At 63.4% G+C, this 21,333-nt stretch carries 20 protein-coding genes and 1 pseudogene; 15 read left to right on the top strand and 6 right to left on the bottom strand.

Annotation, left to right across the window (positions count from 1 at the left end; all coding sequences use genetic code 11):
* Positions 1–134 precede the first annotated feature (134 nt).
* The 4 genes from V6765_RS10485 (at position 135) to V6765_RS10470 (ending at position 4,681) form a co-directional block, all read left to right on the top strand.
* Positions 135–1,418 carry an ABC transporter substrate-binding protein gene (locus V6765_RS10485; RefSeq protein WP_448428449.1) on the top strand — a complete coding sequence of 428 codons (1,284 nt, stop codon included), beginning with the start codon at positions 135–137 and terminating at the stop codon, positions 1,416–1,418.
* A gap of 68 nt (positions 1,419–1,486) precedes the next feature.
* Positions 1,487–2,485 carry a carbohydrate ABC transporter permease gene (locus tag V6765_RS10480; RefSeq protein ID WP_448428447.1) on the top strand — a complete coding sequence of 333 codons (999 nt, stop codon included), beginning with the start codon at positions 1,487–1,489 and terminating at the stop codon, positions 2,483–2,485.
* The gene (locus tag V6765_RS10475; protein WP_448428445.1) at positions 2,478–3,581 is read left to right on the top strand and encodes a carbohydrate ABC transporter permease; all 1,104 of its coding nucleotides are present in this window, start codon (positions 2,478–2,480) and stop codon (positions 3,579–3,581) included. Before V6765_RS10480 ends, V6765_RS10475 begins: the two co-directional genes overlap by 8 nt.
* Positions 3,582–3,592: 11 nt before the next feature.
* Positions 3,593–4,681, top strand: coding sequence for an ABC transporter ATP-binding protein (locus tag V6765_RS10470; RefSeq protein ID WP_448428443.1), 1,089 nt, complete (start codon positions 3,593–3,595; stop codon positions 4,679–4,681).
* 190 nt (positions 4,682–4,871) lie between these two features.
* Here the strand turns inward: V6765_RS10470 and V6765_RS10465 are convergent, their stop codons facing one another.
* Positions 4,872–6,500, bottom strand: a complete 1,629-nt coding sequence (locus tag V6765_RS10465) for an AMP-binding protein (protein WP_448428441.1) — start codon at positions 6,498–6,500, stop codon at positions 4,872–4,874.
* Positions 6,501–6,647: 147 nt separating this feature from the next.
* Here V6765_RS10465 and V6765_RS10460 point away from each other — a divergent pair, with 147 nt between their 5' ends.
* From V6765_RS10460 to V6765_RS10430, 7 genes are all read left to right on the top strand, one after another.
* Positions 6,648–7,385 (top strand): enoyl-CoA hydratase/isomerase family protein, encoded by a 738-nt coding sequence (locus V6765_RS10460; protein ID WP_448428439.1) that lies wholly within the window; start codon positions 6,648–6,650, stop codon positions 7,383–7,385.
* A 73-nt stretch (positions 7,386–7,458) separates the two neighbouring features.
* Positions 7,459–8,664 (top strand): ABC transporter substrate-binding protein, encoded by a 1,206-nt coding sequence (locus V6765_RS10455; RefSeq protein WP_448428437.1) that lies wholly within the window; start codon positions 7,459–7,461, stop codon positions 8,662–8,664.
* A gap of 10 nt (positions 8,665–8,674) precedes the next feature.
* Complete coding sequence (locus V6765_RS10450; protein WP_448428435.1) at positions 8,675–9,469, top strand: ABC transporter ATP-binding protein; 795 nt, start codon at positions 8,675–8,677, stop codon at positions 9,467–9,469.
* The gene (locus V6765_RS10445; protein WP_448428433.1) at positions 9,462–10,205 is read left to right on the top strand and encodes an ABC transporter ATP-binding protein; all 744 of its coding nucleotides are present in this window, start codon (positions 9,462–9,464) and stop codon (positions 10,203–10,205) included. The genes V6765_RS10450 and V6765_RS10445 overlap by 8 nt, the downstream gene beginning before the upstream one ends.
* A 1-nt stretch (position 10,206) precedes the next feature.
* Positions 10,207–11,094 carry a branched-chain amino acid ABC transporter permease gene (locus V6765_RS10440; RefSeq protein WP_448428431.1) on the top strand — a complete coding sequence of 296 codons (888 nt, stop codon included), beginning with the start codon at positions 10,207–10,209 and terminating at the stop codon, positions 11,092–11,094.
* 1 nt (position 11,095) lies between these two features.
* On the top strand, positions 11,096–12,070 hold the full coding sequence (locus tag V6765_RS10435) for a branched-chain amino acid ABC transporter permease (RefSeq protein WP_448428429.1): 975 nt from the start codon (positions 11,096–11,098) through the stop codon (positions 12,068–12,070).
* A complete protein-coding gene (locus tag V6765_RS10430; RefSeq protein ID WP_448428427.1) occupies positions 12,067–12,540 on the top strand; it encodes a thioesterase family protein in 474 nt (157 codons plus the stop codon). Before V6765_RS10435 ends, V6765_RS10430 begins: the two co-directional genes overlap by 4 nt.
* Positions 12,541–12,649: 109 nt before the next feature.
* On the opposite strand, the gene V6765_RS10425 is transcribed toward V6765_RS10430, so the two are convergent.
* The 4 genes from V6765_RS10425 to V6765_RS10410 form a co-directional block, all read right to left on the bottom strand.
* Positions 12,650–13,852 carry an acetyl-CoA C-acyltransferase gene (locus tag V6765_RS10425; protein ID WP_448428425.1) on the bottom strand — a complete coding sequence of 401 codons (1,203 nt, stop codon included), beginning with the start codon at positions 13,850–13,852 and terminating at the stop codon, positions 12,650–12,652.
* Positions 13,849–14,325: an acyl-CoA thioesterase gene (locus tag V6765_RS10420; RefSeq protein WP_448428423.1), complete on the bottom strand. Its 477-nt coding sequence runs from the start codon at positions 14,323–14,325 to the stop codon at positions 13,849–13,851. Before V6765_RS10420 ends, V6765_RS10425 begins: the two co-directional genes overlap by 4 nt.
* 4 nt (positions 14,326–14,329) lie before the next feature.
* Positions 14,330–15,247, bottom strand: coding sequence for an SDR family NAD(P)-dependent oxidoreductase (locus V6765_RS10415; RefSeq protein WP_448428421.1), 918 nt, complete (start codon positions 15,245–15,247; stop codon positions 14,330–14,332).
* An 82-nt stretch (positions 15,248–15,329) separates the two neighbouring features.
* Positions 15,330–15,758 carry a MaoC family dehydratase gene (locus V6765_RS10410; RefSeq protein WP_448428419.1) on the bottom strand — a complete coding sequence of 143 codons (429 nt, stop codon included), beginning with the start codon at positions 15,756–15,758 and terminating at the stop codon, positions 15,330–15,332.
* Between the two features lie 168 nt (positions 15,759–15,926).
* On the opposite strand from V6765_RS10410, the gene V6765_RS10405 reads away from it, so the two are divergent.
* Entirely contained in the window at positions 15,927–16,595 is a 669-nt protein-coding gene (locus V6765_RS10405; RefSeq protein WP_448428417.1) for a TetR/AcrR family transcriptional regulator, read from the top strand.
* A gap of 78 nt (positions 16,596–16,673) precedes the next feature.
* Positions 16,674–17,831 (top strand): iron-containing alcohol dehydrogenase, encoded by a 1,158-nt coding sequence (locus V6765_RS10400; RefSeq protein WP_448428415.1) that lies wholly within the window; start codon positions 16,674–16,676, stop codon positions 17,829–17,831.
* A 62-nt stretch (positions 17,832–17,893) separates the two neighbouring features.
* Here the strand turns inward: V6765_RS10400 and V6765_RS10395 are convergent, their stop codons facing one another.
* The gene (locus V6765_RS10395) at positions 17,894–18,457 is read right to left on the bottom strand and encodes a cupin domain-containing protein (RefSeq protein WP_448428413.1); all 564 of its coding nucleotides are present in this window, start codon (positions 18,455–18,457) and stop codon (positions 17,894–17,896) included.
* 145 nt (positions 18,458–18,602) lie between these two features.
* Between V6765_RS10395 and V6765_RS10390 the strand changes: the two genes are divergently transcribed.
* Together V6765_RS10390 and V6765_RS10385 are read left to right on the top strand one after the other, a co-directional pair.
* Positions 18,603–19,883 carry a 4-aminobutyrate--2-oxoglutarate transaminase gene (locus V6765_RS10390; protein ID WP_448428411.1) on the top strand — a complete coding sequence of 427 codons (1,281 nt, stop codon included), beginning with the start codon at positions 18,603–18,605 and terminating at the stop codon, positions 19,881–19,883.
* Positions 19,880–21,331: pseudogene (locus tag V6765_RS10385) on the top strand (NAD-dependent succinate-semialdehyde dehydrogenase). The gene V6765_RS10390 and the pseudogene V6765_RS10385 overlap by 4 nt, the downstream one beginning before the upstream one ends.
* Positions 21,332–21,333: the final 2 nt, after the last annotated feature.

Genomic DNA, 21,333 nt, shown 5'->3' with positions numbered 1-21,333 from the left:
GACCAATAATTGCCGAGAAAACTGCGGTGTTGACATTTTGGTCTGGCCAATGAATAGTTTTCTGGTCGGACCAGCGTTTCCGACGGGACAAGATGTCTAGCGGAGGGCTGGCATCGTCCAATGGGAGGAGCAAAATGAAACTTTCCGCTTTCGCTTACCCGGCGGCCGCCGGCGCGTTTTTTGCCTGCGCCGTTGCCGCTTCCGCACAGAATGGCGCAGCCACGATCCTTTGCGACGACACCGGCTTCGGCTGCATCACCATGCAACCCGTGGCCGATCGCTACAATGAAGAGCACCCCGATCTGCCGGTCAAACTGGAATCCGTGAGCTATCAGACGATCGTGGAGAGCCTGCCGGTCCAGCTTGAATCCGGTGAAGGACCGGATGGCGCGATCATTACCGATCTCGGCGGCTTGAGCCGTTTCTACCTTGATCTCACCGAATATGTCGATGCGGCACAGTTCGAGAAGGACTACGGCCAGACCCTGTCCTGGCTGCGTGGCAGCGACCCCGATGGCAACGCGATTTTCGGCATGCCAACCTCGCTGACAATCAATGGTGCCTATGTCAACAAGACCCTGTTCGAGCAGGCCGGCGTGCCGTTGCCGGAGGAAGGCGCGACATGGGATGACTGGGCCGCGGCGACACAGAAGGTGGCCGAAGCCACCGATACCGACTTTCCGATGGAAATGGACAGGTCAGGCCACCGCTTCGCCAGCTTCGCCATCAGCCAGGGCGCCGAACTGGTCGACGATCAGGGCCGGCCGGTCGTCGACGATGGCCTTCGCAACGCCATCGAGAAATTCAAGGACTGGCATGAAACCGGCGTAATGCCCATGGATCTCTGGGGGGCGGTCGGCGGGGCGACCCATCGCGAATTGTTCGCCGATTTCCTCAATGCCAATGTCGTCTTTTATTTCGGCGGTTCCTGGAATCTCGGCAAGATGGATGCCGAAGTCGGCGACCTGTTCGACTGGGAGGTCGCACCCGCCCCTTGCGGCCCGTCCTCCTGCACGGTGATGCCGGGCGGCGGCGCGCTGGTGGCGTTCAAACACACCGAACACCCGGAAGCCATGGGCGCCTTCATCAACTATCTGTCACAGCCCGAAAATCTCACCGAGGTGATCGCCGCCTCGGTCGAGATCCCGGCTTCCCGCTCGGTCGGCGATGCCGGCGTCGAATATCCGGGCGCTTCGGAGCGGACCCAGGAAGCGCTCGCGACCTTCAGCGCCCAGGTGCCGAAGATGGCCGACGCCGCCTTCCGATTCCAGGGCTGGCGCTACCAGCGCGCGATGATGAACTCGCTCACGACACGCATCAGCCAGGTGCTCAATGACGAACTGACGGTCGATGAGGCGCTCGCGCGGATCGAGGCGGACGTCAACCTGGCGATCGATGCCGCCCAAGGCAACCAGTAAAGCGGCCCGCCAGAAGATGGGGGCGCCCGGTGAAGGGCGCCCACATCGAAAGCCGTTGGGAGGAACGGATGACAGCACGCATGCATCCTGGTCGGGTTCTGGCCAATGTGGCGACCTTGCCGGCGCGTCTGGTCGAACCGGTGATGACCGGCGTCCAGAAGACAATCGGCATCAAGCGGATGCCCTGGATTTTCCTGATTCCCAATCTGACGGCAGTGCTGCTGTTTGCGCTGCTTCCGGTTTTCATCAATATCTTTTATTCCGTCACCGGCAGCGACAGGCTCTATCCCACCGATCGGCCGTTCATCGGAATGGCCAATTACGAGACGCTGCTCGACTGCCAGAACTATCTCCAGCCATCGACCTGCTCGCGCGATCTGTTCTGGCGCGCACTCGGCAACAGCCTCGTCTTCGTGCCGACACAGGTGGTGCTGATGATCGGCATCTCACTGCTGACCGCCATCTGCCTCAACCGCGAGATCAGGGGGCGCGGCTTCTTCAGGGGCGTTTTCTTCTTCCCCGTCATGCTTTCGCCGGTGGTCGTCGCGCTCACCTGGCAGTGGATCCTGCAACGAAACGGCGCGCTCAACGGGCTTCTGGAGGCTGTCGGCCTCAGCGGCATCAACTGGCTGGTTCACGCCGACACGGCCTTTGCCTGGGCCGTCGCGGTCACGATCTGGGCGCATATGGGGTTTTACACCATCATTCTTCTTGCAGGACTCCAGGCCATCCCGCGGGATGTCTATGAGGCCGCAAAGATGGACTCGGCCAGCCATTGGCGTGTGTTCCGGCGCATCACCCTCCCGCTTCTGCTGCCCGTGCTTCTTGTGGTCTTCGTCCTTTGCGTGATCCGCTCGGTGCAGACATTCGACGAACTCTATGTCCTGACCGGCGGCGGGCCCGGCTCGGCCACCATGCTGATGGTCCAGTACATCTACGAGGTCGGTTTTGCCGCGCAGCCGCGCAATTTCGGCCTTGCCGCGGCCGCCTCGCTGCTGCTCGGTCTCGTGCTGCTGCTGTTCACGGCGCTGCAGCTGAAGCTTTCCAGGAGCGCCCGGAATGACTGACCTCGACGATATTCGCATCGCCCGAAACCCGCCGACGCCGAGCCTTCTCGGTCTGATCTTCGTCAAGCGCGGCGGCAGAAAAGCCGACTGGACCGATTACCTGACCTATGGCTACCTCCTGCTCGGCCTCGTCATCATGTTCGCGCCGGTGCTGTGGCTGGTGATCTCCTCGTTCAAGACGCCCGCCAATCTGCAGGACTTTCCCCCGACGCTGCTGCCGGTCACGACCGAAACGGTCTCCGTCGAAGGCTTCGACGAGCCGCTGCCGCTCTACGACGTCAGGACCGAAGACGGCGAGACCATCCGACTCGCCCAGATCCGCCGCGTCGGGCTGAACGCCCAAATGATCGACCCCGCCAACCCGGGCGCAGGACGGGTCGTGGTCAAGGTCGCGAACGCCGAGCCGGTGCGCAAGATCCGTTTCACGATCAACAACTATATCAATCTTCTGACCTCGGCGGGCCCAGACATCTGGCGCTATGTCTATAATTCGCTGTTCATCACGGTGGTGGCCACGGCGATCACGCTGGTGATGAATTCGATGGCGGCGTTCGCGCTGTCGAAATACCGGTTTCGCGGCTCGACGGCCGCGCTGACGGCCATTCTGGCGACGCTGATGATCCCGGCCACCGTGGTTCTGGTGCCGGTCTATCTGATCGTTGCCCAACTCGGTCTCGTCGGCAGTCTGTGGGGTGTGATCCTGCCGACCGTCGCCACACCGACCGGCGTGTTTCTGCTGCGCCAATACATGCTCACCATTCCCGACGAATTGCTGGAGGCGGCGCGCATGGACCATGCCAGCGAATGGCGCATTTTCTGGCGCATCATCCTGCCCCTGTCCTCCCCGGCGCTGGCGGTGGTCGCGATCTTCTCGATCCTGTCGCGCTGGAACGATTTCCTGCTTCCACTGATCGTGCTCAACAACCGGGAATCTTTCACCCTGCAGCTCGCCCTCGCCTCGTTCCAGACGGAATTCGAGATCCGCTACGACCTGCTTCTGGCGATGACCACGCTGACAGCCCTGCCGCTCGCCTTCGCCTTTATCTTTCTGCAGCGTTACATCACCAGCGGCATCGCCTCCACCGGCATCAAGTAGGCTCGACAACCATGGCAAAACTGACCCTCGAAAACCTCAACAAATGTTTCGGCGTTGTCGAAGTCATCCCCGACGTCAACCTGACAATCGATGATGGTGAATTCGTCGTCTTTGTCGGGCCGTCCGGCTGCGGCAAGTCCACCTTGCTGCGCATGATCGCCGGGCTTGAGGATGTGACCAGCGGCGACATCCGGATCGACGGCGAAAGCGTAGCGCATGTGGCGGCGGCAGATCGCGGCGTGGCGATGGTGTTCCAGTCCTATGCGCTCTATCCCCACATGACGGTGCGGGAAAATCTGAGCTTCGGACTGGAAAACATCCGGATGCCGAAGGATGAGATCAACCGCCGCGTCGCGATCGCCGCCGAAATGCTGCAGATCGATGCGCTGCTCGACCGCCGACCAAAGCAGCTTTCCGGCGGCCAGCGGCAGCGTGTGGCGATCGGCCGCGCGATCACCCGCGATCCGAAGATATTCCTGTTCGACGAACCGCTTTCCAATCTCGACGCCGAACTGCGCGTCCATATGCGGCTCGAAATCACCAAACTTCATGAACGGCTCGGCAACACCATGATCTACGTGACCCACGACCAGATCGAGGCGATGACCATGGCCGACAAGATCGTGGTATTGAGACGCGGCGTCATCGAGCAGGTCGGGGCGCCGCTGGAACTCTACAACACCCCGCGCAACACCTTCGTCGCCGGCTTTATCGGTTCGCCCAGAATGAATTTCGTCGAGGGCAAACTCGACCGGGCTGACGACGGAGCGCTGGTTTTCAACACGGAGCACCTGCCGCCGCTTAAACTCGCCGACCATGCCACCGGGCATGCAGCCGGGCAGAAAGTGACGCTCGGTATCCGGCCCGAACACCTCGTGACGGCTGAAGAGCACGCACTGACATGGCCGGTCACCGTCTCGGTCTCCGAGCAGCACGGCGCCAACACTTACCTGCACTGCACACTGCCGGATGGAACACCGGTTCTGATCCATGAGCCGGGACAGAGCGCGCTTTCGCGCGGCGACGTCGTCGATGTTCGCCCGAGACAGAGCCACTGGCATCTCTTCGACGAAACCGGCCAGCGGATCGATCTGGAATAGGCAGGACGCGCGGGAAAGCGAAGAACACGCTGACACCGGGCCGCCCCCCTAAAAGAACCGCGAAGAATGGTTCAGCTTTCCTCAACGACAGAATCGCGGCGTTGCCCGCTTATCGCCGCACCGTCGCGCGTAAACTGATTATCGGTTCGCAATCCTCAAGACCATGTCTGTGAATCATTCACGCGCATTCTCACCGCGCGCGAGACTCTCCTGCGCCCTCGCGATCCCAGGTATCGGTGGTGACGCCGTCCTTGCGCAGCAGGTGCTTTTGCACCTTGCCGGATGCTGTCTTCGGCAGGTCTTCGAGGACGCGCAGGTAACGCGGCACCATGAAGCGCGGCAGCGTCCCGGCGAGCCGCTCGATGACGGAAGCCGGGTCTATGCCTTGTCCGCTGGCCGGCGATACGACGATCAGCACGTCATCCTCGCTGAACTCGGACGGCACCGCCACGGCGGCGCATTCGCGGATCTCCGGCAGGTTCAGGACCTCGCTTTCCAGCGCGAAGGACGAGATGTTCTCGCCGCGCCGGCGGATAACGTCCTTGAGCCGGTCGACAAAGTAGTAGGTTCCGTCCTCGTCCCGGCGGAAGCTGTCGCCGGTGTGGAACCAGCCATTGCGCATGGCCTCGACGGTTGCCGCGGGATTATTGTAGTAGCCCGCCATCAGCGCCCAGGGGCGGTGCGACCGGATGGTCAGTTCACCCACCTCGCCGTCACCCAGCGGCATGTCGTTTTCATCGACGATCCGAAGCTCGCACCAGGGGCGCGGCTTGCCGGCGATCCCCTTGGTCTTGATGCCGGGGCCGGCATGCAGGGGGCTTGCGATCTCCGTCATGTTGTAGATGGTCCAGGCCTCGATGCCGAACCGTTCGGCAAACAGAGGGCCATCCTCGCCGAAGGGCGTAATGAAGGCGCGGCGCAGCGGATGGTCGCGGTCGTCCGGGCGGACCGGCGCCTTGAGCAGGAAGGCGGCCATGACGCCGAGAAGGAGGCAGTAGGTCGAGCCGGTCTCGCGAACGGCCTGCCAGAACGTGTCGGTCTTGAACTCGCGCATCATGCCGATCGAAAGCCCGCGCGCCAGCATCGCATTCACGTAAAGCGTCGAACCGCAATGGAAGATCGGCCCGCAGATCATGCATCGGTCATCGGCCTCGACGCAGTCGAAGGCGTCGGGGCCCATCGTGTAGTGCTGCGCATAGGTGCTCATCACCCCCTTGGCGTTGCCGGTGGTGCCTGACGTGTACATGATCGCATGCAGGTCCCAGGGTTCGATCGGCTGCGCGAGGTTCAGCGCTTCCGCGTCTTCGGCTTGCGGGTCGACCAGCGGCCGAATGTCGTAGCCCTCGATCGCCTCGGGCTCGCCCTCGACCACCAGCACGGTCTTCACCTTGCCGGGCTTCACCTCCGCCAACCGCTCGACCAAGGCGGCCTGCGCGATCAGCACTTGCGCATCCGCATCGCTGAGGATGTGTTCGAGCATGTGACCGCGCGCGCCGGTGTTGATCGGCACATAGACCGCGCCGAGGTAGTTGATCGCGAACCAACTGCACAGAAGGTCGGGACTGTTGCCCATCAGACAAAGCACGTGATCGCCGCGCTTGACGCCGGCTTGCGCCAGCGCGCTGGCCCTGAGGCGCACCCTGCGATGCAATTCGCCATAGGTCCATGTCGGCCCCGGCCAGAACTGGACGAACGGCGCTTCGGGCTGGGTTTGCGCATACCCATCAAGGACATAGCGCAGCACGGAGCGCTTTCTGTCCAAAGCCGGATCGGCCGTCGCAGCGGTTTCAGGGGCCTTGCCGGGGGGCTTGGGGGCCATCTTGTCCTCCTCAGGAAAAACTCAAATTCGGGACGCGCGTCGGCTTCCGTCCTCTCATATTTCATATTGCATTGTTGTGCCTCATTGTGCAACATACTTAGTAGTATGTCGCTCGGCGACGGTGAAATGACGAGGGAAATGGCCGCAATGTCCGGTGTTGAGGTTGAGGTAGAAGGCGCGATTGCAACCGTACGATTCGATCGTGGCGGAAAGGCGAATGCGCTGGATCACGCGATGATCGACGCGCTGGAGACGGCGGCAAGGGAGCTGTCGCTCAATCCCGATGTTTCGGTGATCGTTCTCGCCGGCACGCCGAAAATCTTTGCCGCCGGCGTGGACCTGAAGGACCCGCGGCTTTGGGACCCGCAGGGCCCGGCGGTCGCCCGTCACCTGGCCATGAATGCGGGCGTGCGCATGAGCACGGCCTGGCGGCGGCTTCCGCAGATCGTCATCGCCGCGCTTGAGGGGCCGGCCATCGGCGGCGGCGCGATCCTCGCGCTTTGCGCCGATTTCCGCGTCATGGCCGAGGGTGCCTATCTGCGCTTTCCGGAGGTGCGTCTCGGCATGACACTCGGCTGGGGCGGCCTTCCGCTTCTAACCGAACGCGTCGGCGCGGGCCGCGCCAAGAGAATTCTGTGCTGCGATGAAACGATCGGCGCAGACGAGGCGCTGACGCTCGGCCTCGCCGACCGCACGGTTCATCAGGGCAGGGCCCTTGAAGAGGCGAAAACATGGGCGAAAGCGATCGCGGAAATACCGCCGATGTCGCTGCGCATGACCAAATCCGCCATCGACGCCCATGCCCGGCGCAATTGGGCCGAAGGCGCCGAGGGCGACCAGTTTCTGCTGGCCAAGCTGCTTGCCGAAGGCGGCGGCGGGGCCTGATCACCGGCCGGCGCGTGGGTTCGCCCGGCTTTTTCATGCACCTCGAGTGGTGCCAATTGGGAGGAGAATATTTATGACTGTAATAACAAAGGCCATTCTGACGTCGGCCTTCTCCGTCGCGCTGGCGGCGGGAGCGCAGGCCGAGCCTTATCGGATCGGCGTTCTGACAGACATGTCGGGGATGAATTACGACCTTTCCGGCAAGGGCTCGCAAGTCGCCGCGGAGATGGCTGTCGAGGACTTTGGCGGCAAGCTTCTGGGCGAAGATGTCGAGGTCATCGTCGGCGACCACCAGAACAAGCCGGATGTCGGCTCCACGCTGGCGCGCCGCTGGATCGACGAGCAGAACGTGATCGCGATCGCCGACGTGCCGACGTCCTCGGTGGCCCTCGCCGTGCAGGAAATCACCCGCCAGAGCGATACGGCCCTGCTGATCTCGACCGCGGGCTCCTCGGCGCTGACAGGCGCTTCCTGTTCACCATCGACGGCCCAGTGGACATGGGACACCTATGCGCTGGCGAACGGAACCGGTCGCGCGATGACGCTGCAGGGCGACAAGACTTGGTTCTTCCTGACTGTCGATTACACCTTCGGCCATGCGCTTGAGGCCGATACGGCTGCGGCCGTCAAGGCTGCCGGCGGCACGGTTGTCGGGCAGGTCATGCATCCGCGCGAAACCTCCGATTTCTCGTCCTACCTGCTGCAGGCCCAGGCCTCCGGCGCGGATGTGATTGCGCTTGCCAACTCCTCCGGCGATACGATGACCGCGCTGAAACAGGCGGAAGAGTTCGGCATCACCGCCGGCGGGCAGGATATCGCCGGCATGCTGCTGTTCCTGACCGATGTTCATGGCGTCGGTCTCGACATCGCGCAGAACCTGACGCTGACGACCGCCTTCTACTGGGACATGAACGACGAAACCCGCGCCTGGTCGGAACGGTTCGGGGAACGCATGGACGGCAAGATGCCGACCATGGTCCATGCCGGCGTCTATTCCTCGGTGATGAACTACCTCAAGGCCGCCGAGGCATCGGGCCAGGCAAAGAGCGGTTCCGAGGTCATGGAAACCATGCGCGGCATGGATATCGACGACTTCTTCAACCATAACGCCTCCCTGCGCAAGGATGGCCGCGTCGTCCATGACATGTACCTCGTCCAGGTCAAGTCACCCGAAGAATCCGAGGGCCCTTGGGACTATTACAAGGTCCTGCGCACCATCCCGGGCGACGAGGCTTTCCGGCCGCTCGACCAGAGCGATTGCCCGCTCATCGACGGGTAAAGGCGACCTTATGACGATGGCTACCGTTTCGGCGCATACCGCGCCGGAGAGCGCCCGTGCCGCACTGTCGGCACGGGGTCTCAGCAAGTCCTTCGGGAACTTCCAGGCCGTAACGGATGTCGATATCGACATCCGTTACGGACGGATCCACGCGCTGATCGGTCCGAACGGCGCCGGCAAAAGCACGGTGTTCAACCTCCTGACCAAGTTCCTGCAGCCGAGCGCGGGCACGATCATGGTCGGCGAGACGGACATCACCCGGATGGCGCCGGCGCAGGTGGCGCGGCTTGGCGTCGCCCGGTCGTTCCAGATCTCGGCGACCTTTGGCGACATGTCGCTGGTGGACAATGTCTGTGTGGCGCTGCAAAGGCAAAACGGGCTTGCCGTTCAGTTCTGGCGCTCGCTCGCCAGCCTGTCGCGGCTGAGGCCCCGCGCGATGGAGCTGCTCGGACGCGTCGGCCTTGCCGATATGGCCGATCACCGGGCGGCGGACCTCTCCTATGGGCGCAAGCGCGCTCTGGAGATCGCCACCACGCTGGCGCTCGACCCGAAAGTGCTGCTTCTCGACGAGCCGCTGGCCGGTATGGGCCAGGAGGATGTCGAGACGATGGCTCGGCTGATTGCCGATGTCGCACGGGACTGCGCCGTCCTGATGGTGGAACACAATATCAAGGTTGTTGCCGATATCGGCGATGACATCACGGTGCTGCAGCGCGGCGAGATACTCACGCAGGGAAGCTATGACGAGGTCAGCGCCGATCCGCGCGTGCGCGAAGCCTATATGGGGACCGAGGACGATGACTGATGCATCCGCGACGACGCGCGAGGCCCGCGGCCCGCAGCAGCTGAAGGTGCGCGGCCTTGAAGCCTGGTACGGAGAAAGCCAGGCGCTTTATGGCGTCGATCTTGACGTCTACCCCGGCGAGACCGTGACCCTCTTGGGCCGCAACGGCGTCGGCAAGACCACCACGCTGCGCAGTCTGATGGGGATCGTGCGCAAGCGGACCGGCACGGTCGAGTTCGATCAGCGATCGATCCTGCGCCTGCCGCTGCACCGCGTCGCCCATGCCGGCATCGGCTTCGTGCCCGAGGAACGCGGCATCTTTGCCTCGCTCAGCGTGGAAGAGAACCTGATGCTGCCGCCGCTGGTGGCCCGCAGCGGCAAGGAAATGTCGCTCGACGAGATCTACACGCTGTTTCCGAACCTGCTGGAACGCCGTCACAGCCCCGGCACCAAGCTTTCGGGCGGCGAGCAGCAGATGCTGGCGATCGCCCGCATCCTGCGCACCGGCGTCAGCCTGATCCTGCTTGATGAGCCGACCGAGGGTCTGGCCCCGGTGATCGTGAACCGGATCGGCGAGATGCTGAAGGCGCTGAAGGCCCACGGGCTCAGCGTCCTTCTGGTCGAACAGAACTTCCGTTTCGCCGCCAGGATCGCGGATCATTTCTACGTCATGGATCAGGGCGAGATGATCGACAGCTTTGCCGTCGCCGAGCTGCCCGGCAGACGCGAGGCGCTGAACAAGGCACTGGGAGTTTGACATGACAATGATTTTTGGCGTGCCGCTTGTGGTGCTCACCGGGCAGGTGATGATCGGCCTGATCAACGGCTCGTTCTACGCGCTGCTGTCGCTCGGCCTTGCGGTGATATTCGGGCTGCTCCGAGTTGTGAACTTCGCCCACGGCGCCTTTTACATGCTCGGGGCCTTCGCCGCCTGGATGCTGGGCCAGTATCTGGGTCTCGGCTACTGGCCGTCGCTACTGCTTGCGCCCGTCCTCGTCGGCCTCGTCGGCGCGCTGGTCGAGCGCACCATGCTGCGCCGCCTCTACGATCTCGACCACCTCTACGGCCTGCTCTTCACCTTCGGCCTCGCTCTCCTTCTGGAGGGCGCGTTCCAGCATTTCTACGGCGCGTCCGGCAAACCGTTTTCGACCCCGGCCGAAATGCGAGGCGTCATCCGCACCGATTTCGTGACCGTGCCGATCTATCGCGGCTGGGTCGTGATCGCCTCGCTGCTGATCTGCTTCGGCACATGGGCGCTGATCGAGAAGACCAAGATCGGCTCCTATCTGCGGGCCGCAACCGAGGACGCCACGCTCGTGCAGGCCTTCGGGGTCAACGTGCCGCTGCTTTTGACCCTGACCTACGCCTTTGGCTGCGCGCTTGCGGGCGTTGCCGGCGTGCTTGCCGCTCCGATCTTCCAGGTCAGCCCGACAATGGGCTCCAACATGATCATTATCATCTTCGCGGTGGTCGTCGTCGGCGGCATGGGCTCGATCCTCGGCGCAATCGCCACGGGCTATCTGTTGGGCGTCGTCGAGGGGCTGACCAAGGTGTTCTACCCCGAGGCGGCGAATATCGCGATCTTCGTCATCATGGCGATCGTCCTGATCTTGCGCCCTGCAGGGCTCTTCGGAAAGGAAAACTGAGATGATCGAAGCCGAAGAATTCGAGACGGTGGCCGAGACCGCCCGCCCGCACCGGCGGCAACAGCTTATCGTGCTGGCGCTCATCGCCCTACTGATGATACTGCCGCTCTGGATCTATCCGGTATTGCTGATGAAGCTGATGTGCTTCGCGCTGTTTGCTTCCGCCTTCAACCTTCTGCTTGGCTATGGCGGACTCCTGTCCTTTGGCCATGCCGCTTTCTTCGGCGGTTCCGCCTATGTCACGGCGCATGCGCTGAAGGTCTGGGAGGTGAACCCCGAATTTGCCATTCTCGCAGGCGTCGCCGCAGCACTTGTGCTGGGCCTGGTCATGGGGCTTCTGGCGGTGCGCCGGCAGGGCATCTATTTTGCGATGGTCACACTGGCGCTGGCGCAGATGTTCTACTTCTTCTGCCTTCAGGCGCCCTTCACGCACGGCGAAGACGGCATTCAGGGTTTCTCGCGCGGGCGTCTTTTCGGGGTGATCGATCTCGCCGACGGCAATGTGCTCTACTACGTCATCGCCATTGTCTTCGTCGCCAGCATCTTCGCGATCTGGCGGATCGTGCATTCGCCCTACGGCATGGTTCTGCAGGCCATCCGCGAGAATGAACAGAGGGCGATCTCTCTCGGCTACTCGGTGCAGCGCTACAAGCTCGGCGCTTTCGTCATGTCGGCGGGCTTTGCCGGTCTGGCCGGCGGGCTCAAGGCGATCCTGTTCCAGTTCGCGACATTGACGGATGTGAACTGGCACATGTCCGGCGAGGTGATCCTGATGACGCTTCTGGGCGGAATCGGCAGCATTGCCGGGCCGATCGTCGGCGCGGGGCTGGTCGTCACCCTGCAGAATTACTTCGCCACCACCGGCTTCCCCGTGACCACGGCGCTTGGCGCAACCTTCATCGTCTGCGTCCTGCTGTTCCGCCGCGGGATCGTGGGCGAAATCCGCCATCGTTTCGCTGCCAGGAGCAAATCATGAGCAACGCCATATTCCAGAGCGCGTTCCGCGTGCTACCGGACTGGGTGGACTATAACGGCCACATGGGCGATTTCGCCTATGGCATCGCCTTTTCCCGCTCGGTGACCGCGCTGATGGAGGAGATCGGCCTCGATGAGGCCTATCGTGCCGAAAGCGAAGCCACCCTCTACACGCTGGAGATGCGGATCGGCTATCAGCGCGAATGCCATGAGGGCGACGCCTTTACGGTCGGCACGCGGGTTCTGGCGGTCGATGCCAAGCGGATGCACCTCTATCAGGAGATGCTGGACGAGAGCGGCGAACGGCTGGCCTGGTGCGAGCAGGTTCTGCTCCACGTTGCCCGCAATACCGGCAAGCCGAAGGCCGCGCCGTTCCCTCCGACTGCCGCCGCGCGCCTGCAGGAGATGGAAATGGCGCAGCGGGATGTCCCCTACCCGGACTGGCTCAATCGACGCACCGGTCTGGGTTGAGGCTCATCGCTTGTCTGCCCGGCGTTTGCTGCGTGGTTCGGGCTGAGCTTTGGGTCTGTTAAAAAAAGAAGACGGCCGCCGCGTGCGGTGGCCGTCTTAATGCTTTTGCTCAGAGAACCTCAAACAGCCCTGCCGCGCCCATGCCGCCGCCGACGCACATGGTGACGACGACGTAGCGCGCGCCGCGCCGCTTGCCCTCAGTCAAGGCGTGGCCCACCATGCGCGCGCCCGACATGCCGTAAGGATGGCCGATCGAGATCGCGCCGCCGTTCACGTTCAGCAGTTCGTCGGGAATGCCGAGCCGGTCGCGCGACGGGATCACCTGGGCGGCGAAGGCTTCATTCAGCTCCCAAAGGCCTATGTCGTCGACGCTCAGGTCATGGGCGGCAAGAAGCTTCGTCACCGCCGATATCGGGCCGATCCCCATCTCGTCGGGCGAAACGCCGGTGACGGCGATGCCGCGATAAAGACCGAGCGGCGCAAGCCCCCGGCGTTCCGCCTCGCGGCGTTCCATCAGCACCGAGGCCGAGGCGCCGTCGGACAGTTGCGAGGCGTTGCCGGCGGTCACGAACACGCCTTCAGACACCTGCTGGCCATCCTTGAATACCGGGGCAAGGCCCGCGAGGCCATCCAGCGTCGTGGAAGGGCGATTGCCCTCGTCGCGCTCAAGCGTCACCTCGCGCATCGTGGTTTCGCCACTCTCGCGGTCGGTGACCTGCATGGTGGTACGGAGCGGCACGATCTCGTCATCGAACCTGCCGGCCGCCTGGGCCGCGGCGGTGCGTTGTTGCGACTGCAGCGCATAGGCATCCTGGGCCTCGCGGCTCACGCCATAGCGGCGCGCGACGATCTCGGCGGTTTCCACCATCGCCATATAGGTTGCCGGCAGCCGCTCGCTAATCCATGGGTCGTGCCAGTGACGTGTGTTCATCTCGGGCGTCTGCACCAGCGAAATCTGCTCGACGCCGCCGCCGATCGTCACCGCCATTCCGTCCGATATGATCTCTTTGGCCGCGATCGCGATCGCCATCAGGCCGGAGGCGCATTGCCGGTCGACGCTCTGTCCCGGAACGGTCACCGGAAGCCCGGCGCGCAAAAGGCCCGTGCGCGCGATGTTCATATGGGTGGTGCCCTGCTGCAGGGCGGCGCCGACGACCACATCCTCGATCTCCGCGGGGTCAACGCCGGCGCGGCCGACGGCATGCTCGATAGCATGGCCGATCAGCCGGGGCGCGGTGGTGGCGTTGAACGCGCCGCGATAGGCCTTGCCAATCGGCGTGCGTGCGGTCGAAACGATGACGGCTTCCCTCATGACGAGGACTCCTTGTTGTCTAAGGCAGGATCGCGCAACAGCGCCTCGGCGCAGGCCCGCAACTCCGGCGTGAGCGGGATCGGGCGGCGCGTGACCCGGTCCACATAAACGTGGACGAAGCGGCCCCTTGCGGCGCAGCTATCGCTTTCAAGGTCGAAAAGGCCGAAACCCCAGGTCAGGCTGGTGCGCCCGATGGCCTCGACGCGCGCGCCGATGCTGAGCTTCGCCGGAAAGGTAATCTCGCGGAAGTATTGCGTGCCGTTCTGCACCACCAGCCCGATCGGCCCCTTGGCCTCGGCCGAGAGATCAAGCGCGCCATGCTCGATCAGCGCCATATTCATCGCCGTGTCGAAATAGAACAGGTAGGACACGTTGTTCACGTGCCCGTAGACATCGCAATCGTTCCATTGCGTCACCGTATCGTAGTGCCAGGCATAGGCGCTGCGCGGTAGCGGCGGGAGACGTTCGCTCATCGCCTCAGCCCTCCTTCGCCATGGCTGCGCGGGCATTCGCGATGATCCGGTCGACGTGATCGAGACCGGCCATCACCTCGATCTGCCCGTCAAGACTGGCGATCTCCTCGAAACGCGCGCCGACGGTTTCAGGCGTGAATTCCTGACCGGCGAAGCACACGCCCTGGCTTTCGACCAGCGCGAGGCGCGCGACGGTGCCCGCGCCTGCGAGCAGCGCGGTGCGCGAGGGCGCGTCGCGGCTCACCAGCCAGACCGCTGCGGGCGATACCAGTTCGGGCGCGAGCAACTCCAGCATGGCCGGATCCATCATGTCGCCGGTCATGCGCGTGGCCGCGGTGGGCACGATCGCGTTGACGTGAATGCCGTATTTCGCGCCTTCGAGATGGAGCACATTCATCAGCCCGAGCACGCCCATCTTGGCGGCCCCGTAATTGGACTGGCCGAAATTGCCATAGCTGCCGGATGTCGATGAGGTGACGAGGATGCGGCCGTATTTCTGCTCGCGCATCTGCGCCCAGACGGCCTTGGTCGCAATCGTCGTGCCCATCAGATGCACCTCGACCACGCGACGGAAATCCTCGATTTCCATCTTCGCGAAGGACTTGTCGCGCAGGATGCCGGCATTGTTGATCAGCACGTCGATCCGACCGAAGGCCGAAAGCGCCTGATCGACCATCTCCGCCATATCCGCCTCCGAGGCGACGTTGCCGGCATTGGCGATGGCGCGCCCGCCCGCCGCGGTGATTTCCCGCACCACGGCTTCGCTGGCCCCCGTCGTGCCGCCGCTGCCGTCGCGCGCGCCGCCGAAATCGTTCACCACGACGGCCGCGCCGTGGCTGGCAAGCATGAGAGCGTGGGAACGGCCCAGACCGCCGCCCGCGCCGGTGACGACCGCCACCTGATCCTTGAATGAAACCGACATATCTATCTCCTCCGAATCACTTGTCTCGATGAATTTCGTTTCTGTTACGCGCAATCAGCGCCGCTGGCCCGCTTCTTCGTCGTCAGTCCCCAACCGTCAGAACCAGCCAGTTTGCCGCGAGAGCGGGGCGATCCACGCCTTCAATTTCAACGCTTGCCTCATAGCTGCGCAGAATGCCGCCCGCCTTTGGCGTCTCGCCTGTCAGGGTAAAGCTGGCGCGCAAGCGCGAGCCGACCGGGACCGGGGTGAGGAAGCGCAGCTTGTCGAAGCCATAATTGACGTCGACCGCGCCCGGTTTTGCCGGCGGCAGGGCGCTGCGTGCGAAGGAAGTCAGCATCGACAAGAGGTAAAAGCCGTGCACGATAGTGCCGCCATAGGCGGTTTCGGCCCTGGCCCGTTCGGGATCGACATGGATGAACTGGTGGTCGTCGATCGCGTCGGCGAATCGGTCGACCATCGGCTGATCGACGGTTACCCACTCGGAAAGGTGGGGGGCGTGCGCTTCATTCAACTTGGGACCTCCTTGCATATCGGCGACTTTCTTATTGCAACATACTCCGTAGTATGCCAATCCGGAACTGTCCAGACCGCAAACGCGACATCAAGTTTGTTGTGAGCCTTCGATATCGGCTTTATTGCTGGAAGGACGCAGATTGGGAATTGACCGCAGGGGGAACCGGTGGCGAAAAACGACATGCACCGCGAATGGGCGCTGAAGACCCGAGGTCAGCAAGAGTCGGGCGAACTCGGCGAGAGCGTCGTCGAAATCCTTGATTGCGCCGCGCTCTGCTTCACCGAAATGGGGTTTCAGGGAACCAGCATCGATGATGTCGCCCGTCGCCTCGGCGCGACCAAGGGTCGCATCTACCATTACTTCCGCTCCAAGACCGACCTGTTCTTCGAGGTGCACCGCGAAGGCATGAGACGGCTGATGGACGCGGTGAATGAAGCGATGGCGGCCGGCGGCACCGGTCGCGAAAAGCTCACGCGCATGCTTGAGGCGCACGCTCTGACCATGATGCAGAACATCGCCTACGAAGCGGTCGTCGTGCAGGGCGTGCACATGCACCGCCTGGGCGCGACCACCCCCGAACAGCGCGACAGCCTTGATGAGCTGATGGATATAAGGCACCGGTTCGAACTGCTCTTCGTCGAAGCTTTTCGCGCGGGTCAGGCCGATGGAAGCATCCGCTCCGACGCGGACGTTTCATTGGCCGTCAAGGGCATGCTCGGCGCCGTGAACTGGATGGCGATCTGGTATCGGCCGCGCTCCGGCGAGACCCCCGAACAGCAGCGCGCAATGGCGCGCCGCATTACCGAGCTGCAGATTGGCGGCATCGCCGTATGAGCCGCCCGCCGCGTGCTTGACTCCGGTTGCGGCGTTCGCGTTCCGCTTCGCCGGCCAAGACGGACTTTCGAGGAAACCATGAATAAATTCGCTTTCAACACCGCAAAATCCATCCGCTTCGGCGTCGGCGCCCTGGAGGAACTGCCGACGCTGGTGAAGGCCCAGATCGGAGATCGCATCATGCTTGTCACCGATCCCGGCATGATGGCGACGGGGATCGTCGACCGGGCTGTGGACCTTTTGCGAAAAGGCGGCATCGCCGTGGAACTGTTCGGCGATGTAGAGGCCGATCCGCCCGAGCATGTGGTGCTTTCAGCCGTCGACGCGGCGCGATCGGCTGACGCGCAAGGGATTGTTGGCCTTGGCGGCGGCTCCTCGCTCGATGTCGCGAAGCTGGTTGCGCTTCTGGTTCCGGGCAAGGAAACGCTGGCGGATGTCTACGGCGTGGACAAGGCGCGCGGCCCGCGCCTACCGCTCATTCTCGTGCCGACGACCGCCGGGACCGGCTCGGAGGTCACGCCGATATCGATCGTCACCACCGGCGCCAATGAGAAGATGGGCGTGGTCTCGCCGGTGCTGCTGCCCGATATCGCCCTGCTCGATCCCGCCCTGACCTATGGCCTCCCCCCGCACATAACCGCGGCAACCGGCATCGACGCCATGGTGCATGCGATCGAGGCCTACGCCTCGGCGAGCCCCAACAACAACCCGTTATCGCGCATGCTGGCGACACAGGCGCTGACCTTGATGGGCCGCTCGCTTCTGAAGGCGGTCGAATACGGCTCGGACCAGGCCGCGCGCTCCGACATGCTGCTGGGATCGATGCTGGCAGGACAGGCCTTCGCCAACTCGCCGGTTGCCGCGGTCCATGCGCTTGCCTATCCGCTCGGCGGGCACTTCCACATCCCGCACGGTCTCTCGAACGCGCTGGTTCTGCCGCATGTCCTGCGGTTCAACATTGTCACCTCCCCTGCTCCCTATGCCGAGCTCGCGCTTTTCGTTTTTCCGGAACTATCGGCTCTGGAGGGACAGGAACGGGCCGCGGCCCTCTGCGAGAAGCTTGCGGAACTGTCGCGCGCCTGCGGCCTGCAGCCCAATCTCAGAGCGATGAATATTCCCGAGGACATGCTCCCGAAACTGGCCTCCGACGCGATGAACCAGACCCGGCTTCTGGTCAACAACCCGCGCCCGGTCTGCGAGGAAGATGCGCTGTCGATCTACCGCGCGGCTTTCTGAACCGGCATCGGCGCCTGTGGTCTGAGGGTTTCATACAAAGGGCCTTTGAGTGACGGCTATTCTCAGAATGTCGGCGGGGTGCTGGCGGAGACGATGATGCAGTCCTCCGGCCCCACCTGACGGAAGCGGTGCGGCTCGCGGCTGTCGAAATAATAGGCGTCGCCGGGGCCCAGTATCTTGCGCTGGTCGCCGACGGTGATCTCGATCCGGCCGGAAATCACGATCCCGCCCTCCTCGCCCTCGTGGCGATACATCACCCGGCCGGTATCCGCGCCCGGCCTGTAGGTCTCCTTCAGGATCATCATCGCGCGGCCGATGGAATTACCCACCTGCTTCAGCGATAGCCGCGCCTTGCCGATCTCGGTCAGTTCCTCGGCGGCATAGAACACCGTCTTCTCGGCCTCCGGGGTAAAGGCGAAGAATTCGGACAGGCCGATCGGGATGCCCTCGAGGATCCGCTTCAGCGAGCCGACTGAAGGATTGAGCCTGCCGGATTCAATCAAGGAGATGGTCGAACTCGATACATTCGCCTTTTTCGCCAGCGCCCGCTGCGACAGCTTGGCCCGCTCGCGCACGGCCCTCAGCGTCCGTCCAAGCTCGATATCGTCATGCGATGTGCTGAGCATGCTTCATATCCTCATCGGTCCTGCTTCGATACCAATTAAATCAATATCTTGCCTTCAGCAAGAAACAGACTTTTTTACCGATCGAAAGCCACATACGCTCCTGCCATTAAGACAGCGGCAAGAACCGCCAAACCAGGAGCAGCTCATGTTGAATTCGGACATCGCCACGCGGCGGGACGCGGCCATTTCGCGCGGCGTCGGCATGCAGACGCAGATTTATGTCGACCGCGCCAAGAACGCGGAAGTCTTCGATGTCGAGGGCCGGCGCTATATCGACTTTGCCGCCGGCATCGCCGTGGTCAATACCGGCCATTGCCATCCGAAGGTGATGGCGGCGGTGGAAGATCAGCTCAAGCGCTTCACCCACACCTGCCACCAGGTGCTGCCCTACGAGCATTACATCCGGCTCGCCGAGCGGCTGAATGCCGCCGTGCCCGGCGATTTCGACAAGAAGACCGTGTTCGTCACCACCGGCGCCGAAGCGGTTGAAAATGCCGTCAAGGTCGCGCGCGCCGCCACAGGCCGTTCCGCCGTCATCGCCTTTAACGGCGGGTTCCATGGCCGCACCTTCATGACGCTGTCGCTCACCGGCAAGGTCGCGCCCTACAAGACCGGCTTCGGGCCGATGATGCCGGATGTGTTCCACATCCCCTACCCCGCTGAACTGCACGAGACCTCGGTCGAGGACAGCCTCAAGGCGCTGAAGTCCCTGTTCAAGACCGATCTGGACCCCGCCCGCGTCGCCGCCATCATCATCGAGCCGGTGCAGGGCGAAGGCGGCTTCTATCCGGCGCCCGCCGAACTGATGCGCGCCATTCGCGCCCTCTGCGACGAGCATGGCATCGTCATGATCGCCGACGAGGTGCAGACCGGCATCGGCCGCACCGGGCATCTCTTCGCCATGGAAGCCTATGATGTCGCCGCCGACCTGACGACCATCGCCAAGGGCATCGGCGGCGGCCTGCCGCTTGCCGCCGTCACCGGCCGGGCGTCGATGATGGATGCGGCCGGGCCCGGAGGGCTCGGCGGCACCTATGGCGGCAATCCGCTGTCGATCGCCGCCGCCAACGCGGTGCTCGACGTGATCGCGGAGGAAGACCTCCTGAACCGCGCCAACCGGCTTGGCTCGTACCTCAAGCAGCGGCTTGAGGCGATCCGCGCGACCACGCCCGAAATCGCCGAGATCCGCGGTCCGGGCTTCATGGTCGCCGCCGAGTTCATGACGGAAGACGGCGCGCCGAACCCGGACATGACCAATGCCGTCCGGCTGGAAGCGCAGAAGCGCGGTCTGATCCTGCTCACCTGTGGCGTTTACGGCAATGTCATCCGCTTCCTCGCCCCGCTGACGATCGAGGAAGCGGTGCTGGCCGAAGGCGTCGACATTCTCGAGGCATCGATTGCCGCCGTGAAGGAGAGGCTGGCATGAAGCTGAAAGACCCGTCCCTTCTGGAGCACCGCGCCTTTGTCAACGGCGCGTGGATCGAACGCGATCGAACCTTCGACGTGTTCAATCCCGCCTCGGGCGAGAAGATCGCCTCTGTCGCCGATCTTTCCGTCGACGATATCCGCGCCGCGATCGATGCTGCCCATGCCGCAAAGCCCGCCTGGGCCGCGTTGACTGGCAAGGAGCGCGCCGGCTTTCTGCGCAAATGGTATGACCTGATGGTCGAGAACGCCGATGATCTAGCGACCATCCTGACAGCCGAAATGGGCAAGCCCTGGCCGGAAGCGCGCGGCGAAATCCTCTATGGCGCAAGCTTCATCGAATGGTTTGGCGAAGAGGCCAAGCGCGTCTATGGCGATACCATACCGGGCCACCAGCCCGACAAGCGCATCATCGTGATGAAACAGCCGGTCGGCGTGGTCGGCGCGATCACGCCGTGGAACTTTCCCAACGCGATGATCGCCCGCAAGGTCGCGCCCGCGCTTGCCGCCGGCTGCACCTTCGTTGCCCGGCCCGCCGAATTAACCCCGCTCTCGGCGCTTGCCATGGCGGTGCTTGCCGAGCGCGCCGGCATTCCCTCCGGCGTCTTCAACGTGATCCCCTGCGCCGATGCCGCCGCGGCCGGCGAAGAGCTTTGCGCCAACGAAAAGGTCGCCAAAATCACCTTCACAGGCTCCACCCGCGTCGGCCGCATCCTGATGCGGCAATGCGCCGATACGATCAAGAAAATGTCGCTGGAGCTCGGCGGCAACGCGCCCTTCATCGTGTTCGACGATGCCGATCTCGATGCCGCCGTCGAGGGTGCGATGATCGCCAAATACCGCAACAACGGCCAGACCTGCGTCTGCGCCAACCGCATCTATGTCCAGGCCGGCGTCTATGATGCCTTCGCCGAGAAGCTGAAGGAAAAGGTGCTCGCGTTGAAGGTCGGCGACGGGTTCGAAGACGGCGTCACTGTCGGCCCGCTGATCAGCCCCCTGGCGCTTGCAAAGGTCGAGGACCATATCACCGACGCCGTCACCAAGGGTGCAAAGGTGATTGCGGGCGGCAACCGCTCGAACCTCGGCGCAACCTTCTTCGAGCCGACCGTCATGACCGGCGTGACCTAGAAAATGAAGGTCGCGCATGAGGAAACCTTCGGCCCGGTGGCGCCGCTCATTCGCTTCGAGAGCGAAGACGAGGTGATCGCGATGGCCAATGACAGCGAGTTCGGCCTTGCCGGCTATTTCTACGCCCGCGACCTTGCCCGCGTCTTCCGCGTGGCCGAAGCGCTTGAAACCGGCATGGTCGGCATCAATACCGGCCTGATTTCCACCGAAGTCGCCCCATTCGGCGGCGTCAAGCAGTCCGGCCTTGGCCGCGAGGGCTCGAAATACGGGATCGAGGACTATCTGGAGATCAAATATCTCTGCCTCGGCGGGGTTTCGTAACC

The organism is Martelella sp. FOR1707, from assembly GCF_053484265.1.
Note: the sequence above shows the minus strand (reverse complement) of the source record. Positions and strands in the feature narration are given on the sequence as shown.